Here is a 16,634-nt window from a genome sequence, read left to right on the forward strand (position 1 = left end):
GAGCGGGAATTGGTTTTCACCCAACGGGTGTCTTTTTATCTTCTCTCTGTCTTTTCTCAGCTTTTTCTCGGTGATCTCTGTGGCTTTTCTTTACCCTTACGTAAGGATGTGGGTTAGGAAATTCGCTTGACTTTTCGCCTATTTCCGCATATAATCGCAGGCCTAAATACTCTCAGGTGCATTAGAAGAACGCATGCTTGAAGGACTGACAAAAAGTATAACCGGCGCGCTTTCCGCGCTCGGCGGCAGGAAAAGGCTGACTGAGAAGCAGCTTACTGATGCTGTCGCGCTCATAAAGGACGCGCTCATCGCCTCCGACGTGAACACCGAAGTGGCCGAAAAGTTCACCGCATCCGTGCTCAAGCGTGCTGTCGGCACCGATGTGCTCGAAGGCGTCAACCCGAGCGAGCAGTTCATCGCCATTGTCCACGAAGAGCTTGCTGCAATGATAGGCGGCTCCGAAGAAAAGCCCGGCCTCTCGCTCCTTCCCGATGAAAAACTTTCCATAGTGCTCCTTTTCGGGCTGCAGGGCTCAGGGAAAACAACGACGGCGGCAAAGCTCGCCGCACACTATAAGAAAAGCAAACGCGTCATGCTCGTCGGTCTCGATGTGCATCGCCCCGCCGCCATGGAACAGCTTGCCACGCTCGCAGAACAGGCGGGCGTCCGCTGTCATATTGAAAAGCAGGAAGACAAGGCACATAAGATATTGAAAAAATCGCTCTTTGTCGCAAAGAAAGAAACTATCAATCTGCTCATCGTCGATACCGCCGGACGCCTCGAACTTGACGATGCGATGATGCAGGAACTGAAACGCGTGGCGAACACCGTGGAAAGCACGGAAAAGCTCCTCGTCGTCGATTCGACGGCAGGACAGAGCGTATTCAATACCGCGAAAGCGTTCCGCGATGCGGTCGGCATTACCGGCGTCATTATGACAAAATACGATTCGGATGCCAGGGGCGGGAGCGCGCTCTCGCTTAAATATGCCGCCGGCACGCGTGTGAAATTCATCGGCACCGGCGAGCACCTCGAGGACTTCGACGAATTCGACGCCGAACGTGTCGCATCGCGCATGCTCGGCATGGGCGACGTCGTCAAGCTCGTGAAGAAAGCGGAAGCGGCCATCGATCAGAAAAAAGCCGAAGAGATGATGAAGAACATCATCGAGAACAATTTCAGCTTCAATGATTATCTCACACAGATCGATTCGACGATGTCCATGGGCGGACTTTCGAAGATAATGGCCATGCTCCCCGGCACGCATGACCTCCCCGACGACATGATGGGCGAACAGGAAAAGCAGATACGCCGTTTCAAGGCGATAATACAATCGATGACGAAAAAAGAGCGGCTTGCCATTTTTCCGCTCAACAATTCCCGCGTCGTACGCATCGCCAAGGGAAGCGGCACATCGGTGTATGAAGTGAACCGCCTGCTCAAGCAATTCAACACCATGCGCAGCATGATGGGCAGCAGGAAGAAAATGGACCGCATGATGGCGGGGCTCGAGCGCATGGGCGTCGATATGAACAGCATGGACGCGAACGCATTTGAAAGGACTATGAAGTGATTTTTCATAGAGATATTCCAACGGAGGAACTTTCGTGGTAAGAATCAGACTCAAACGCATCGGGCGCAAACATCAGCCGCATTACCGCATCGTAGTGACCGACTCCCGGAGCCCTCGGGACGGACGCTTCATCGCGGAACTCGGCTGGTTCGACCCGCGCTCGGCAACGGAACAGATCAAGATCGACGGCGAACTCGCCAAGTCGTGGATAGCCAAAGGCGCACAGCCGAGCGACACGGTATGGGGCATACTGGCCACTGCCGGCGTCATAGAAAAAACGCCGCAGACATCCACTCGCCCGCCGCTCAAGGTGCGCAAACCGGAAAAGCGCCGCTCGACGCGCCCGAAAGAGGCCGCCGCGGCAGCAGCATCGCCGGAAGCGGCACCTGCAGCGCCAGCGGCAGAAGAAAAGAAAGAAGAAGTAAAGGCATAACGCGCTCGGGAATGTCCGGTCCGTGTGCGCATGGAGAAATCGATGGAAGAGAAAGAACTGGTAGAATACCTTGCGAAACGGCTTGTCGATAAACCGGATGCCGTTTCGGTGAACGTTGTCGAGGATGACAAGGGTACCGTGCTCGAACTAACGGTAGCCCCGGACGATGTGGGCAAGGTCATCGGAAAGCGCGGGCGCATTGCACATGCGCTTAGAACACTGCTCTCCGCCTCGGGCATTAAGACCGGGCGGCGCGTGGCGCTCGATATCATCGACAATTGACGATGGACGGCTTTGTTGCGGTCGGCACCGTGGTGCGGCCGCAAGGGGTCCGCGGTGAACTGAAGGTAACGCCGTACGGCTCGCTTGACGATATACGTTTTCTGGCGAATGTGCGGAGGATATACCTGGTACGCGATGAGCGATCGAACGCGTACGACGTTGTATCGGTGAAATTCCTCACTGATGCAGCGGTTATCAAAGTAACGGGCATCGACGATATGAATGCCGCCGGAAAACTGACCGGCAGCACGGTCTCGGTAGGAGAAGGAGATTTCCCTCCCCTCCCGGCGGACAGCTATCATATCGATGATCTCATCGGAATGACGGTGGTCGATGAAAAGGGCATTGTGCGCGGAACGGTGGCGGGTATCATCCGCACGAAAGCGCATGATGTGCTTGAGGTGACAGGGCCGGAAAGAACGGTGAACATACCGTTCGTGAAGGCGATAGTCACGGTCGATACGGCCGCGAGGCGCATGACGGTGCGCGCTTCGGGGTTCTTCGCATGAGGATGCACCTGACGATACTGACATTGTTCCCGGACTTCTTCACCTCGCCGTTCGCGACGGGCGTGATAGACGGAGCACGGGAAGGCGATCTTTTACAGACTGACCTGGTGAATCTGCGTGAGTACGGCCTTACCCGTCACAGAAAATGCGACGATTACCCGTACGGCGGCGGACCCGGCATGGTGATGAGCGTAGAGCCGTTCGAGAAGTACTACCGTGCGAACCCGAAAAAGAAGGGCGAGCATGTCGTACTGTTGACGCCGACCGGAACACCCCTCACGCAGCCGATCGTAAAGCGATTGGCGGAGAAAGAACGGCTGACGTTCATCTGCGGACACTACGAGGGCGTCGATGGGCGTGTCGAATCGCGGTATGCCGACGAGGCGATATCTATCGGCGATTATGTCCTTTCCGGCGGAGAAGCGGCGGCCCTTGTCATCGTGGATGCGATGGTGCGCTATTTCGGCGTTATCGGCAACGATGCGTCAGTGCCCGGCGATACGTTCGAAGAACGCATGCATGGCCTTTTAGAGCACGAGCAGTACACGCGTCCCCCGTCATGCGAAAGCGGCGACGTGGATGCGGTGCTTAAGGGCGGGAATCACCGGGACATTGAAGCGTGGCGGCGCAGAAGGAGCGTCCTGCGCACATTTGAGTACCGAAGCGATCTTCTGGCGAAAGCGAAGCTTACCGCGGAAGATATACGGTATATATTCGAACATTTGAAGATAAAGGAGAAAGACAATGGATAAAATGATGGTAGTGAACAACGCACAGAAGAAGGAAGTCCCTGCGGTAAGCCCCGGGGACACGGTGCGTATGCACGTAAAGATCATCGAAGGCGACAAAGAGCGCGTGCAGCCCTTCGAAGGTGTTGTCATGTCGCTGAAGGGCAGCGGCCCCGGACGCACGGTAAAAGTGCGGAAGATCTCATACGGCATCGGCGTTGAGCGCACGTTCCTTCTACACTCGCCGCGCATCGAGAAGATAGAGATCGTACGCAGCGGGAAAGTACGCCGCGCGAAACTCTACTTCCTGCGCAACAAATCCGGCAAGAAATCGCGTCTCGTCGAGAAGCTCGGATTAAAGGTCACCGCGGTCGAGAACGCCGAAACAGAAGCAACGGCTCCTGCACCGGCTGAAAAACCTGCCGAAAAACCGGTTGAAGCGGCAGCTCCTGCGCCGGCTGAAAAAAAGGCCGAGAAAAAATCGGCGAAGTGATCCTGCAGGAACGGACTTAGACGAAATATTCCGCCCACTGGCGGTCATTCTCCCATATGCGCACACGCTCGAGGGTGATGTGCGCCGGCAGCAGTTCCTTCAGTCTGCCGAACACGTAACGAGCGAGCATTTCCGCTGACGGATTTATCGTCTTGAAATAGGGGATATCGTTCAGCATTTTGTGGTCGAGACTTTCGGTCACCTCGCGGAGATGTTTCTTCAACTCGACAAAATCAATGGCAAGCCCGTCGCTCATCACATCCTCGGCGGTCACGGCTATCTCCACCTTATAGTTATGCCCGTGCATGTTCTCGCATTTGCCCTTGTATCCGCGCAGATAGTGCGCGCTCTCGAATTCGCCCATGATCGTCAGCCGGAACATGTCAGCGTATCCGCTTTATCAGTTTGGATATGAGCTCGACCTGCTTTTTCAGGAGCGAGGGATATATCGGCAGCGACACCGACTTTCGATGCGCATCCTCGGCCTTGGGGAATTCGCTCCGTGATATGCCGAGATAATGATAGAGGGGCTTGTAGACGGGGCGCGCGACCTCCACTTCCTGCCGCTTGAACATATCGATGGTCTCCTGCACGCTCATCTCGCCGTTCAACTTGACCACATAGCGGTAATTGTTGGGCACTTCGGCATCATGCACGATAGGGCGCGAACATTTCGCCTGCATGGCCGAGGCGGTATAGATAGCGGCGATCTCTTTTCGGAGCTGAAGCATGCCCTTGTTGCGCACGGGGTTGTCCTTGTCAAGCTCGCGAAGCTCCGCAAGACCGATGGCGGCCTGCAGGTCCGTCGGGAAGAAATTGTATCGCTTCTTGAAATCGTCCTTCTTGTCATAATGGCGCATGTCGCGGATGCCCTCAACGCCTTTCTTGCGCGTGAGTATCATCCCGCCGGCGCCGCCGCTCGTTATCATGCGGGTCGCCGCGAACGAAAAGTAGGCGAAATCCCCGAAGCTGCCCGGCTGCGTATCCTTGAAGCGCGCCCCGAGGGAATGACCGCAGTCCTCGATGATGGGCACCTTCACTTCGGAGAGCTCATCGATGAGGGCCACACTCCCGAACATATGCGATACGATTATCGCCTTGGTGCGATCGGTGATCTTCGCATGCACCTCGTCCATATCCATATTGTAGGTATTATCGCCGATGTCGACGAGCACCGGTTTCGCCTTGCACTGCAGTATCGCCGAGAGCGGCGACGCATTGAGGTACGCCGAGAGGATTATCTCATCGCCCTCCGCAATACCGAGCTGATCGAGTATGAGAGTGAGCGCGGCGGTACCGGTCGATACGAACACCGCCGAATACGATTTCCCGAAATAGTTCGCGAACGCGCGCTCGAAGTCATAGATAACATCGCCGGTGGCGAGCTTATCGCTGATAAGGACGGCGAGCGCCTCCTCAAGGTCCTTTTTCTGAATGGTCGGCCGTGAATGGGATATCATGCTTCTTTCCTTTGCTGCTGCTCGTATGAATAGCCTTTCATGAACGACATTATCCACGCCCAGTCCTTCTTGTCGCGGATTATCATGTAGCGGTATATCTGCAGATTATCCGGATTGCTGCTGAGCGGTATCTTCACCGGGCCGCGGATGATGGTGAAGGCGTTCTTATATCCGGCGGCGCGCACATGCGATACGGTCACCGGCGATCGTATGCCGTAGGGGTAGACGAAGAGCTCCACGGGGACGCCGAGACGCTTTTCAAGCACGCGTTTTGAGCGGAATATCTCGTTCGAGAACACCTGCGGGAGCGTGATGAAGAGGTCATTGTTCACGCGCTCATGATCATAACCATGCGACGCTATGGTACACCCATCGTCAGCGAGCGCTTTGAGCTCGCCCCAGGTGAGGAACGCGCTCCCGACACCGATTATCCCCGGGTATATGGCCAGCACCGGGCGGACGCCGAGCGGCCGAAGCACATTGGTATATGCCGTAATGAGCGTACGGTAGCCGTCGTCTATCGTGATAAGCACATTCGTCCTGCCGGAGACCGAACCGTTGGTGATATCAGGATACGATACGAATCGGAAACCAGCGGATGCGATCTCGTTCATCTGCGCCCGAAAGTCCGCAAGCGGTATATCGGTATAGGACTTGCTCGCCTGCCCTATGAATGAATGATAGCAGAGGATGAACACCGTATTGCTTGCCGCAAAACAGGATTGGATGACGAAAAGAAGTGCCGCGCACCGGACGATGAGCATATCATTGTATCCTTGCATCGATGAAGCGGCGATATTATAGCGGATGCCGCCGTTTCCGCAAGGGGATTGCAAAAATATGAAAATAATATACCATCATCATTAACATAATACCGGACCGGTTATACAGCGGGGAACGGACGCATGAAGGAATTAAGTAAATTCAGTCTGAAAGCGATCGAGGTCATGCGGCATCTGCTTGAGCACGATGTCGTCGAAGAGACCACGATCGATGCTCTTCGCGTCATGGAACTCGAATACTACTCTTTGCTCGATAAGATCGCCGTGCTCGAAGAGCGCGTGAACATCGATGAAAAGACCAACCTGCTCAAATACAAGGACGATTACATCACGATGATCGTCAAGACCGCATCGCGTGTGCTCGACCGCCCTACCCTCAACGATGATTTCAAGATATCGTACATACGCTTCGACATCGATAACTTCTCGCACCTCAACAACAAGTACGGCCACGATAAAGGCGATATCGTCCTCATCGATGTGGCGAAGATACTGCGCACCGCGTCGCGCCCGACGGATTATCCCATCCGTTTCGGCGGCGAGGAATTCGATGTGCTCCTCCCCGCCACCGATCTCGCCGGTGCCGGCGTCTACCTCGACCGTATCTACGGCGCCATGCGTCAGCTCAAGTACGATTTCAACGGCGACACGATACGCCCGACGATAAGCGGCGGTGTCAGTATGATGAAGATACCGTCGATGAGCCTCAAGGAAATAAGCGACAGCACTATGAAGGAAAAATACCTCACGCTGCAGCGCGAGGTCGATGACGCCCTCTACGACGCAAAGCTCGCCGGCAAGGACCGGTTCTGCACCTACGACCCCACCAAGGACTACCACAGCATCCGCACAAAATATGATGCACGGGGCAAGCGCAAGTAATCGCACGATTGTCCCTGTTCTGCGCACTATTGTCCAGAAAAAAAACGAACGCCGCTTCTTGTCTTTTGTCCGAACCATCACTACAATATCCGCCAAGGAGTTCCCCATGGACCGTTACCCGTCTATAAACCCGCGCTATCCGCACATGCTGCATGGCGGGGATTACAATCCCGACCAATGGCTTCACCTGCCGGAGATAATACACGAGGACTTCCGGCTGGCGAAACTCGCTCATATCAATGCGATGAGCATAGCCATATTCGCCTGGACGGCGCTTGAACCGAGCGATGGCAAGTACACGTTCGACTGGCTTGACCGCATCATGGACACGCTCGAGAAGAACGGCATGTACGCCGTGCTCGCCACGCCGTCCGGCGCGCGCCCCGCGTGGCTCTCGCAGAAATACCCCGAAGTGCTCCGCGTAACGGGCGAGCGCAGGCGCAATCTGCACGGGCTCAGGCATAATCACTGCTACACCTCGCCGATATACCGAAAAAAGGTGCGCGAGATGAATACGCGCATGGCAAAGCGATATAAGGATCACAAGGCGCTCCTTGTCTGGCATCTGTCCAACGAATACGGCGGTGAATGCCATTGCGAGCTCTGCCAGGAAGCATTTCGTTCCTGGCTTAAGACGCGCTACCATAACGATATTGATGCACTCAACAAAGCGTGGTGGACAACGTTCTGGAGCCACATCTATACGGACTGGTCGCAGATAGAATCGCCCTCGCCGATCGGCGAAAAGTCCGTACACTGCCATAATCTCGACTGGAAACGCTTCGTGACGCATCAGACCGTCGATTTCATGAAGATGGAGATAGACTCGCTGAAGGGCATAACCACTGACGTCCCGGTGACGACGAATCTCATGGGGTTCTACACCGGTCTGGACTACTGGAAGCTCGCGCCGCATCTGGACATCGTTTCCTGGGACGAGTATCCGCCGTGGCATGAGAGCGGGCAGAGCGAACAGACGATCGCTGAATATTTCGCTTTCGTGCACAATCTCAATCGCTCTCTCAAGCAGGGAAAACCCTTCATGCTCATGGAAAGCGCACCAAGTCCGACGAACGGTCAGCGTGCGGCGAAGCTCCGCAGGCCCGGCATGCACAAGCTTGCATCGCTCCAGGCGGTAGCGCACGGGTCCGATACGGTACAGTATTTCCAATACCGGAAGAGCCGCGGTTCGTGGGAGAAATTCCACGGCGCCGTGGTCGACCATGTCGGACACGAGAACACACGAGTATTCCGCGATGTGACATCGGTCGGCGAGGCGCTCACGAAACTCGATGCTGTCGTCGGCACGACAACACCGGCGGAGACCGCCATCATCTACGATTGGGAGAATCGCTGGGCCATCGACGACTTCTGCGGCGTGCGCAATGACGGCGAACGGAAATATCCCGATGAATGCGTCGATCACTATCGCTCGTTCTGGCGCCGCGGCATTCCCGTCGACGTCATCGATATGAACGAAGACCTCGGCAGATACAAGCTCATCATCGCGCCTATGCTCTACATGGTGAAGCCCGGCGTCGGCGAACGCATCGCTTCATTCGTCGAGAAGGGAGGCGCCTTCGTAACGACGTATCTCTCCGGCATCGTCGATGAGCATGACCTGTGCTTTCTCGGCGGCTGGCCCGGACCGCTCAGAAAGACGCTCGGCATCTGGAGCGAGGAGATCGATGCGATAAGCGCCGGCGAGAAGAACGGCATCGTCATGGGAAAGAACGATCTTGGTCTCTCCGGCACCTACGAAGCGCGCCTCTTCTGCGATCAAGTCCATGCCGAAGGCGCACAGGTGATCGGCACCTACGAAAAGGACTTCTATGCGGGCAACCCGGCGCTTACCGTGAACTCGATCGGCAAAGGGAAAGCATATTATCTCGCCGCACGCATGGAGCAGCGCTTCCTCGACGACTTCTACCGCGGCATAAGCGATGGATCATCGCTCACACGCTCGCTCGACACCGAGCTTCCAGAGGGGGTGACCGCGCATTATCGCACCGACGGAAAGAGCCGCTTCGTGTTCGTCATGAATTTCACCGATACGAACAAGCAGGTCGCTCTCGGCAAGGAATTCACCGATATGCTCGCCGGCGGCACCGTTCGCGGGACGCTCGATCTTGAGCCGTTCGGCGTACGAGTGCTCGCATCAATATAAGGCAGCGACGGACCAAAGCACGCCGATACATTGCAAATTCGGCGCAGAATGGTAATATCACTCTACCACGGGCCAATGGTTATGTACCGACAGATATCGCTTCGTGCTCGTGACCATGGAAGACCGCATTCCATGCCCATTCGAATGGCAGGAGGACTGACGATGAAGAACCCTGGAAGATCGATCGTGATCGTGTCGGCACTGTGCTTTGTATCGAGTGCACTTCTCATGGCGGGATTGTTCGGCGACAATTTCAAGGACGATTTCAGCAATCGCCCGAAGGAAAGCGCCGCCATCTACATCATGACGCTCACCGCACTTGGCTCAAAGATCGAGGTCGACGGCAAAGAGGTCGCAACATACAAGCTGCAGTACGGTGCCATATACCTGAAAGCAGGCGCGCACAAATACACGATAAAGACGAAACAGGCGGACAAGACGCTTGAATTCACGAAGGAAATAACGGTCAATGCGAGCGAGGACGCCTTCGTTGTCGTTCGGCCGAGACTCTTTTCTGCCGATGCATTCGAATTGGTCACAGAGAAAGGGATATTCGAAGAGTTCTATGGGAACCGCAAAGAGTATAATCTCGGTGAGATAAAATGCGCGGGTGAGATAGACCTTACGAAAGAAGCGAAAAAGAAATAGGCGCATGCCGCTTGGAACGCCGCGGGCGACCGCGGCGTTCCTATTTATTGACACGCCCACGGGGCATAGTATACTTGGCGAACAGTAATTATTGGACAGGTCATGAGCACTTCTCCCCAGACGATACGAGAATTCATCGAGCTCCTTCGGGACAGGAACGAACTTATCACCATCGAGAAAGAGGCCTCCGCCCGCCTTGAGATACCTGCGCTCGCTGAACGCATGATGAAAGAGCCCAACGGCGGAAAGGCGATGCTTTTCACACATGTCGAAGGCTCATCACAGCCACTCGCGGTCAATCTCTTCGGTTCGTTCGAGCGCCTGAAACTCGCCTTCGGCGTCGACGATCTCGCCGCGATACCGGCACGCATACGCTCGCTTTTTGATATCGTGAAAATGCGCGGCGGCCTCTCGAACATGCTCTCCCTCATCGGTGAGGCGAAGGACCTCCTTGCGCTCCCCCCGAAGAAAGTGAACGGCGGTTATGCGCAGGAAGTCGTCCATACGAAGGAGGCCTCGCTCGATACGCTCCCGATACTCCATTGCTGGGAGGGCGACGGTGGACCGTTCATAACGCTCCCCATGGTGATAACAAAAAGCCCCAAGGATGGGACGTACAACATCGGCATGTACCGCATGCAGAAATTCGATGCGCGTACTACGGGCATGCATTGGCATCGACATAAGGTCGGCGCGCGTCATTATCGCGAACATCAGGAAATGGGCATACAGAAAATGCCCGTCTGCGTCGCCTTGGGAGGCTCGCCCGCGCTCGTATACGCATCCACTGCCCCGCTCCCCCCGCAGATAGATGAATACGCGTTCACCGGATTCCTCCGCAGCGAGAACGTCCGTGTCACAAAAGCCGTGACGAACGACCTCCTCATCCCCGCTGATTGCGAGATCATTCTCGAAGGCTATGTCGACACGACAGAGCCGCTCCGACGCGAAGGCCCGTTCGGCGATCACACCGGCTATTACTCACTCGCCGACGACTATCCCGTCTTCCATCTCGAAGCGATAACATCCTGCAAAAAACCGATATACCCCGCCACGGTCGTGGGCGTACCGCCGATGGAGGATTACTATCTCGGCTACATGACCGAGCGCATTTTCCTTCCGGTGATACAGATGATGCTCCCGGAGATAGTGAACTATTCGATGCCGTCGTGGGGCGTGTTCCACAACTTCGTGTTCGTATCGATAAAAAAGGAATTCCCCTCGCATGCAAAGAAGGTCATCTACGGCCTCTGGGGCCTCGGGATGATGATGCTCACAAAGGTCATCGTCGTCGTCGATTCGGATGTGGATGTGGAGAACGATCGCGAAGCGCTTTGGGTGATGCTGAACAACATAGACCCGAAACGCGATCTTGTGTTCGGCGAGGGACCGCTTGACGAGCTTGATCACGCAGCCCCGCGCGCCGCAGTGGGCGGAAAGCTCGGCGTCGACGCCACGCGGAAATGGAAGAACGAGGCCGACGTCCGCGAATACCCCGACAAACTTGCGCGCGGCGATGCATTCATGAACGCGCTCAGGAAGAAGTGGTCTGACAGCGGCGTATTCCCGAAGTGATGTTCCGGAGGGAGTGATGCAGAGAACCATTGTGCTCTTCGCAGTGGCATCGTTCACGCTCGCTGCCTTCACCCCCGGTGAAAAATGCTTCTATGACCTGGCCATAGAGCTTCCTGAATTCGGCCTTTCCGGCAAGGTCGGCACCATAGAACTTGAGATGATCGGCACGACCAATATGCGCGGCACGCTCCTCCATCATGCCGTCGTCCGCATCAGGGCAGCCGACATCATACGGCCGATATTCCCGTTCAATAATGTCTTTCAATCCTGGTTCGATGCATCCACGTTCACGCCGCATCGCGTGGTCTACCAGGTGCGTCAGGGGAAATGGTCGAACGACATCACCTTCGATATCGATGTCGAGAAACGCATCGGCGTCTATACCGATCGCCGCAATCCGAGCGGCAAGAAGATACATCTGCCGCCGCGGGCCATGGACGTCATCACCGCCCTCTATGCGCTGCGCCGTGCGCCGAAGGACAGGCCGTTCGATTTCATATGGCTCGATTACGACCGCCTGCGCGATGAAGAGTTCACGTTCAGCGAAGGGACACCGATGCGCATGAAGCCGCTCCGGAAGGACGGTACCGTATCGGTGCTGCAGACGCATGAACATATCTTCTACGGCTTCACCGTCAATCTGGCGAAGGAATTCGAGTTCCTGCCGTTCGATGTGAACATACCGGCAGTGCGTTCATCGCGGTTCACGCTCGTGGCGCGGGCGCGTCTGGCAAAATACATATCGGGCAAGCTTCTATGACGACGATGCGCCGCTTCGTGACCGCATGCATCATCGTTCCAACGCTCCTTACGCCCGCGTCGAACGAAATGATCATGATACCATTGCCGGGCGGTACATTCACCATGGGCTCTCCCATCGAGTACACTGAGAAACCGATACGTACGGTAACGGTCGGTCCATTTTCCATCGGTGCGCATGAGGTGACATACAGCGAGTGGCAGCGCGTATACTCCTGGGCACTCTCCCGCGGCTATCGTTTTGACAATACCGGCACTAAGGGCGGCCACTTCCTCGACACGAGCGAACACACGGACAACGAACCGGTGACCGGCGTCAGCTGGTACGATGCGATAAAGTGGTGCAATGCCGCGTCTGAAATGGAAAAGCGACCGGTATGCTATTATACGACGAGTGCGCGGAGTACCATCTACCGCACGGGACGCATCGAACTTACCGGCACCTCAGTGCTGCCGCGGGCGGGCGGATATCGCCTTCCCTTCGAGGCGGAATGGGAATATGCCGCACGCGCCGGAACGACAACGCACTTCTTCTGGGGCGCCGCTATCAACGGCGACTATGCCTGGAATTATGCGAACTGCACGGGACGCACGCATCCCGTCGGTACGAAAAAGCCCAATCCGTTCGGACTGTATGATACGGCCGGCAATGTCTATGAATGGTGCTTCGACTTTTACGGATATTATGATGCGAAAACTATAAAGGACCCGAGCGGCCCTTTCGCCGGAGAATACCGCGTCATGCGCGGCGGATGCATATCCGAACAGAACAATACGCTGCGTACTGCTGCGAGGAATTATGTAGCACCGAGCACGGCTAGTTTCGAGAACGGATTCCGTGTCGTCATCGCGCGGCCGCGGTAACATCGCGAACGCACGTTACGCCTGTTTGTTCACATTGACAAAGCCGTAGCTTGTGGAACTCAGATCGACGGTAACGGCGCCGTAGCCGTTCACATAACCGACAAGATACGTATCGAACCCGAGCGACTTGAGATAGCTCCGCTGCTCATCGGCGCTTTTCTCCACACGCGCTATCTCTTCGCGGTTCAGTTTCTCAAGGAGCTGTTTATCGACACCGGTAAGCGTGAACTCCTTCTCGCGCACCGCTTGCCGCGGGCGGCCATTATCCGGTGCGGAGGTCAACCGCAGTCGATTGAGCGATATCTCCATGTATACATAATATCCCAAAGCATGCCGGAAAGCAAGCGAACAGAACCGCGCTTACTGTTTCAGCATATCGCCGAAGTCCGCCACGAACACACGCCTCGTTCCGCCGACGAATGCATTGAACGTCACATATCGCCACGTGCGGTCCCAGGCCGGGTGCGGGTCGATGCGCATCACCGCATCGGGACACGGCTGTGCGGCATTGATACGAACCGCGCATACCTCATTTCCCGTGGCAAGCTCTATCCAGCGCAGGGGTATCGTACCGTCGCCGAATGCCGTCTTTTCCTTCGTGTAAGTATCGGTAAGCAGGTGGCGTCCGTTCGGATGTATCGTGGGATGCCCCGATCCGATCAGGTCATCGCGTATCTTCCTGAGAGCCGTCCCGTCCTCATGGACCTGCACAAATCGGAGCACATCGCGGTCGATGTTCAAGTTCATGGAAATATGTCTGCCGTCCGGGAACCAAGTGGCATGATGCCCTCCCTTCTCCCACTGCTCGGGACCGACAGCACAATGCGGCTCACTGCCGTCAACACCGATGGTCACCCAGGCATAACGAACTTCTTTGTACGCCTCTGCGAACATATTGAAACGCGGTGTGTCGTGGAACGGGAACCAGCGGAGGCTCAGCATGAGCCTCGTCCCCTGCGGATTGAATTTACTGTGAAAGCCGTATATCTCATACTGCGATGCATCACCGATGTTCACGCGCGGTGCTGCGCGCTCAAGCATATCGCGTATCGAGATAAGGAGCCGTGAGCGGCCGCTCGATGTGTCCGTGATAAAAAACCCATCATCGGCCGAAGGCCCTTTGTTCCACCGTACCTGCTCATCGGGTATGCGGACGCCGTAGCCGGGCTGGGTCTTCCGCATGGTGGACATGTTCGCCGATATGAGCCAGCGTCCGTCCGGTGATGCGTGGTATACCGTTCCATCCATCCGCACACGGCTTCCGCTCACGGGATCGAGCTTCCATGCGAACGGCTTCCAGGTCGTCGTATCGACATCGTTGAAAAAAAGCGTATGGTCATCGGCGCCCCAATTGATATTTGCACCCATCTGCGGCTCCCAACCGCAACTCTTCGCGACTATCTTCTCCGTTCCCTCGGCGAGATCGATGATGCACACCTCGCCCGCGTCGCCCGGCCCCGGCTGCCTGTCCTCGAAGGGCATGCGGAACACCGCGAGATATCGCCCCGATGGGCTTATCGGCGATGTATCAAAAAAGCGGTGTATCGACCCGCCGGCATCCGGGGTTACGCACCAGGTCGGCACAAGCGGGTCATGCTCGGTATATCGCGGGAACTTTTCCGAAATGGTCATCATTGGTATCTCCTTGCACTATGATAATGCCGCTTTATCGGGATTCCATTGCCTGAAAAGGAATTGTTTTTATCTGTGGAGGAAGGAGCCCCTCCCTTTCAAATCGAGATAGAACAGAAAGCGAACGTATAATCATACGGCATGCATTCGCGTGTACGGGATCAAAAACAAATACCGAGCGGGAGAAATAACGAACCGCGAAAATCACGAAAGACACGAAAAAATGCAAGGAAATCGAATACCGAAAATCGTATCCGCTTTCGTACTTTTCGTGTGTTTCGTGGTTTTCTCTTTCCATTTGCGCGGAGGATGATACGCAGATTTCACATTTCGAATGAAAATGTTCGGCTCCCCTTCTGCTCTTTCTCTGCCTTTTCTCCGTGAACTTCGTGGTTTCTCTTCATCCTTTTGCATGGATTTGGGGCGCCTGGATTTATTGACAAAGGCCGTATTTATAATATAGTACCAAAACCGCTCGAAACGCCGGTTTTGACTATGGCTTGAGCGGCACGGTTACTGTATCGTGTGAGATACGAATCACTCTATTGAGGTCGGCCCTTTCCATGGAAGAAAAGCAAGATGAACCCCAGCCCCTCGTGCTCGTTGAGGAGAGGCTGCCGGCGCGGATAAACGTCATCCCCATAAAAACGAAGCCGATATTCCCCGGGCTTTACACCCCGCTCGTCGTCGGCCCGGGGCGGTACATCGAAGCGATCAACGATGCCATCGATAATAATCACGGTTTCCTCGGGCTCAATCTCCTTATGGACGAGAGCACCAACGAAGAGACCGATCTCGCCGAATCGTCGCTCTACAAGACCGGGGTTGTAGCCAAGATATTCAAGAAGCTCAATCTTCCCGACAATGGCGTCAACATACTTATCAATTCGATACGCCGCTACAAGATACTTAAATTCGAATCGTTCTCCCCCTTCATACGCGTCGAACCGCTCTACATCCCGGATGTGACCACGATCAAGACCGATGACGATGCGCTTGAAATGAAAGCGTTCACCCGCGCGCTCATCGCCGAGGTGAAGGAAGTATCCGAGGACAACCCGCTCTTTACCGAGGAGATGCGATTGACCATGGTGAATGTGGACGAGCCGGGCAAGCTCGCCGACTTCATCACTTCCATGCTCAATGTCGAGCGCTCGAAGCAGCAGGAGATACTTGAGACATACGACGTGCGCGAACGCATGCACAAAGTGCTTGACCTTGTCAGAAAAGAGAAAGAGATAGTCAAGATACAGCACAAGATTCAGGGCAAGATAAACGAGACGGTGCAGAAGCAGCAGCGCGATTATTTTCTCCGCGAACAGCTGAAGGAGATACAGAAAGAGCTCGGGGTGGCCACCGACGAACGCACAAAAACGCTCGAACGCTTCAAGAAGATAATCTCCGAGCTCAAGGTCAACGAGGAAGTGCTCGAGAAGATGACGCAGGAAATAGAGAAATTCGAGATGACCGACAGTCACTCGCCGGAATTCGCCATCACGCGCAATTATCTCGAAACGGCGCTCACCTTGCCGTGGAATACGGAAAGCACGGAATCCATCGATCTCAAAAAAGCGAAAAAGATACTTGACGCCGACCATTACGGCCTCGATGATGTGAAAGAACGCATCCTGGAATTCCTCGCCGTCCGCAAGCTCAAGCCGGGGACAAAGGGTTCCATCATCTGTCTCGTCGGCCCCCCCGGCGTGGGGAAGACTTCGATGGGGAAATCGATAGCGGGATCGCTTAACCGCAAATTCTTCCGTTTCTCGCTCGGCGGCATGCGCGATGAGGCGGAGATAAAAGGCCATCGCCGTACGTATATCGGCGCCATGCCGGGGAAGATAATA

General features: G+C 55.5%; 18 protein-coding genes. 13 read left to right on the top strand and 5 right to left on the bottom strand.

Annotated elements, in window-relative coordinates; genetic code table 11:
• Nucleotides 1-193 precede the first annotated feature (193 nt).
• From AABZ39_00765 to rplS, 6 genes are read left to right on the top strand one after another with little or no spacing between them, the layout of a single operon-like run.
• On the top strand, nt 194-1,573 hold the full coding sequence (locus tag AABZ39_00765; GenBank protein ID MEK6793278.1) for a signal recognition particle receptor subunit alpha: 1,380 nt from the start codon (nt 194-196) through the stop codon (nt 1,571-1,573).
• Between the two features lie 34 nt (nt 1,574-1,607).
• A complete protein-coding gene (gene rpsP / locus AABZ39_00770; GenBank protein MEK6793279.1) occupies nt 1,608-2,006 on the top strand; it encodes a 30S ribosomal protein S16 in 399 nt (132 codons plus the stop codon).
• Nucleotides 2,007-2,048: 42 nt separating this feature from the next.
• Nucleotides 2,049-2,288: a KH domain-containing protein gene (locus AABZ39_00775; protein MEK6793280.1), complete on the top strand. Its 240-nt coding sequence runs from the start codon at nt 2,049-2,051 to the stop codon at nt 2,286-2,288.
• Between the two features lie 2 nt (nt 2,289-2,290).
• Nucleotides 2,291-2,797 (top strand): ribosome maturation factor RimM, encoded by a 507-nt coding sequence (rimM, locus tag AABZ39_00780; protein ID MEK6793281.1) that lies wholly within the window; start codon nt 2,291-2,293, stop codon nt 2,795-2,797.
• Complete coding sequence (trmD, locus tag AABZ39_00785; GenBank protein MEK6793282.1) at nt 2,794-3,549, top strand: tRNA (guanosine(37)-N1)-methyltransferase TrmD; 756 nt, start codon at nt 2,794-2,796, stop codon at nt 3,547-3,549. The genes rimM and trmD overlap by 4 nt, the downstream gene beginning before the upstream one ends.
• Complete coding sequence (rplS, locus tag AABZ39_00790) at nt 3,542-4,018, top strand: 50S ribosomal protein L19 (protein ID MEK6793283.1); 477 nt, start codon at nt 3,542-3,544, stop codon at nt 4,016-4,018. The genes trmD and rplS overlap by 8 nt, the downstream gene beginning before the upstream one ends.
• Before the next feature lie 16 nt (nt 4,019-4,034).
• Here rplS and queD read toward each other — a convergent pair whose 3' ends face one another.
• Genes queD through AABZ39_00805 form a run of 3 tightly spaced genes read right to left on the bottom strand, consistent with a single transcriptional unit; the run spans nt 4,035 to nt 6,242 of the window.
• Nucleotides 4,035-4,400, bottom strand: a complete 366-nt coding sequence (queD, locus tag AABZ39_00795) for a 6-carboxytetrahydropterin synthase QueD (GenBank protein MEK6793284.1) — start codon at nt 4,398-4,400, stop codon at nt 4,035-4,037.
• Nucleotide 4,401: 1 nt separating this feature from the next.
• Nucleotides 4,402-5,478 carry an aminotransferase class I/II-fold pyridoxal phosphate-dependent enzyme gene (locus AABZ39_00800; protein MEK6793285.1) on the bottom strand — a complete coding sequence of 359 codons (1,077 nt, stop codon included), beginning with the start codon at nt 5,476-5,478 and terminating at the stop codon, nt 4,402-4,404.
• Nucleotides 5,475-6,242 carry a polysaccharide deacetylase family protein gene (locus AABZ39_00805; GenBank protein ID MEK6793286.1) on the bottom strand — a complete coding sequence of 256 codons (768 nt, stop codon included), beginning with the start codon at nt 6,240-6,242 and terminating at the stop codon, nt 5,475-5,477. Before AABZ39_00805 ends, AABZ39_00800 begins: the two co-directional genes overlap by 4 nt.
• A 141-nt stretch (nt 6,243-6,383) precedes the next feature.
• Here AABZ39_00805 and AABZ39_00810 point away from each other — a divergent pair, with 141 nt between their 5' ends.
• The 6 genes from AABZ39_00810 to AABZ39_00835 all read left to right on the top strand — a co-directional run bounded on the left by AABZ39_00810 (nt 6,384) and on the right by AABZ39_00835 (nt 13,155).
• Nucleotides 6,384-7,142, top strand: a complete 759-nt coding sequence (locus AABZ39_00810; GenBank protein ID MEK6793287.1) for a GGDEF domain-containing protein — start codon at nt 6,384-6,386, stop codon at nt 7,140-7,142.
• 106 nt (nt 7,143-7,248) lie between these two features.
• Nucleotides 7,249-9,309: a beta-galactosidase gene (locus AABZ39_00815; GenBank protein MEK6793288.1), complete on the top strand. Its 2,061-nt coding sequence runs from the start codon at nt 7,249-7,251 to the stop codon at nt 9,307-9,309.
• Nucleotides 9,310-9,471: 162 nt separating this feature from the next.
• Nucleotides 9,472-9,957: a hypothetical protein gene (locus tag AABZ39_00820; GenBank protein MEK6793289.1), complete on the top strand. Its 486-nt coding sequence runs from the start codon at nt 9,472-9,474 to the stop codon at nt 9,955-9,957.
• Between the two features lie 102 nt (nt 9,958-10,059).
• Nucleotides 10,060-11,532 carry a menaquinone biosynthesis decarboxylase gene (locus AABZ39_00825; GenBank protein ID MEK6793290.1) on the top strand — a complete coding sequence of 491 codons (1,473 nt, stop codon included), beginning with the start codon at nt 10,060-10,062 and terminating at the stop codon, nt 11,530-11,532.
• A 16-nt stretch (nt 11,533-11,548) separates the two neighbouring features.
• Nucleotides 11,549-12,292 (top strand): DUF3108 domain-containing protein, encoded by a 744-nt coding sequence (locus AABZ39_00830; protein ID MEK6793291.1) that lies wholly within the window; start codon nt 11,549-11,551, stop codon nt 12,290-12,292.
• Nucleotides 12,289-13,155 (top strand): SUMF1/EgtB/PvdO family nonheme iron enzyme, encoded by an 867-nt coding sequence (locus tag AABZ39_00835; protein ID MEK6793292.1) that lies wholly within the window; start codon nt 12,289-12,291, stop codon nt 13,153-13,155. Before AABZ39_00830 ends, AABZ39_00835 begins: the two co-directional genes overlap by 4 nt.
• A gap of 15 nt (nt 13,156-13,170) precedes the next feature.
• On the opposite strand, the gene AABZ39_00840 is transcribed toward AABZ39_00835, so the two are convergent.
• Nucleotides 13,171-13,464: a hypothetical protein gene (locus AABZ39_00840; protein MEK6793293.1), complete on the bottom strand. Its 294-nt coding sequence runs from the start codon at nt 13,462-13,464 to the stop codon at nt 13,171-13,173.
• A gap of 51 nt (nt 13,465-13,515) precedes the next feature.
• On the bottom strand, nt 13,516-14,790 hold the full coding sequence (locus AABZ39_00845) for a hypothetical protein (protein ID MEK6793294.1): 1,275 nt from the start codon (nt 14,788-14,790) through the stop codon (nt 13,516-13,518).
• Nucleotides 14,791-15,350: 560 nt separating this feature from the next.
• On the opposite strand from AABZ39_00845, the gene AABZ39_00850 reads away from it, so the two are divergent.
• The coding region (locus AABZ39_00850; GenBank protein ID MEK6793295.1) for an LON peptidase substrate-binding domain-containing protein at nt 15,351-16,634 on the top strand (1,284 nt) is incomplete at its 3' end.

It is taken from the genome of Spirochaetota bacterium (assembly GCA_038043445.1).
GTDB lineage: Bacteria > Spirochaetota > Brachyspiria > Brachyspirales > JACRPF01 > JBBTBY01.

What these genes read in the sequence shown, in the direction of transcription:
- rimM (MEK6793281.1), top strand. Translation starts at nt 2,291, where the DNA reads ATGGACGGCTTTGTTGCGGTCGGCACCGTGGTGCGGCCGCAAGGGGTC.
- AABZ39_00800 (MEK6793285.1), bottom strand. Translation starts at nt 5,478, where the DNA reads ATGATATCCCATTCACGGCCGACCATTCAGAAAAAGGACCTTGAGGAG.
- AABZ39_00840 (MEK6793293.1), bottom strand. Translation starts at nt 13,464, where the DNA reads ATGGAGATATCGCTCAATCGACTGCGGTTGACCTCCGCACCGGATAAT.
- AABZ39_00815 (MEK6793288.1), top strand. Translation starts at nt 7,249, where the DNA reads ATGGACCGTTACCCGTCTATAAACCCGCGCTATCCGCACATGCTGCAT.
- AABZ39_00825 (MEK6793290.1), top strand. Translation starts at nt 10,060, where the DNA reads ATGAGCACTTCTCCCCAGACGATACGAGAATTCATCGAGCTCCTTCGG.
- AABZ39_00830 (MEK6793291.1), top strand. Translation starts at nt 11,549, where the DNA reads ATGCAGAGAACCATTGTGCTCTTCGCAGTGGCATCGTTCACGCTCGCT.
- AABZ39_00775 (MEK6793280.1), top strand. Translation starts at nt 2,049, where the DNA reads ATGGAAGAGAAAGAACTGGTAGAATACCTTGCGAAACGGCTTGTCGAT.
- rplS (MEK6793283.1), top strand. Translation starts at nt 3,542, where the DNA reads ATGGATAAAATGATGGTAGTGAACAACGCACAGAAGAAGGAAGTCCCT.
- AABZ39_00805 (MEK6793286.1), bottom strand. Translation starts at nt 6,242, where the DNA reads ATGCTCATCGTCCGGTGCGCGGCACTTCTTTTCGTCATCCAATCCTGT.
- AABZ39_00835 (MEK6793292.1), top strand. Translation starts at nt 12,289, where the DNA reads ATGACGACGATGCGCCGCTTCGTGACCGCATGCATCATCGTTCCAACG.
- queD (MEK6793284.1), bottom strand. Translation starts at nt 4,400, where the DNA reads ATGTTCCGGCTGACGATCATGGGCGAATTCGAGAGCGCGCACTATCTG.
- trmD (MEK6793282.1), top strand. Translation starts at nt 2,794, where the DNA reads ATGAGGATGCACCTGACGATACTGACATTGTTCCCGGACTTCTTCACC.
- AABZ39_00845 (MEK6793294.1), bottom strand. Translation starts at nt 14,790, where the DNA reads ATGATGACCATTTCGGAAAAGTTCCCGCGATATACCGAGCATGACCCG.
- AABZ39_00810 (MEK6793287.1), top strand. Translation starts at nt 6,384, where the DNA reads ATGAAGGAATTAAGTAAATTCAGTCTGAAAGCGATCGAGGTCATGCGG.
- AABZ39_00820 (MEK6793289.1), top strand. Translation starts at nt 9,472, where the DNA reads ATGAAGAACCCTGGAAGATCGATCGTGATCGTGTCGGCACTGTGCTTT.
- AABZ39_00765 (MEK6793278.1), top strand. Translation starts at nt 194, where the DNA reads ATGCTTGAAGGACTGACAAAAAGTATAACCGGCGCGCTTTCCGCGCTC.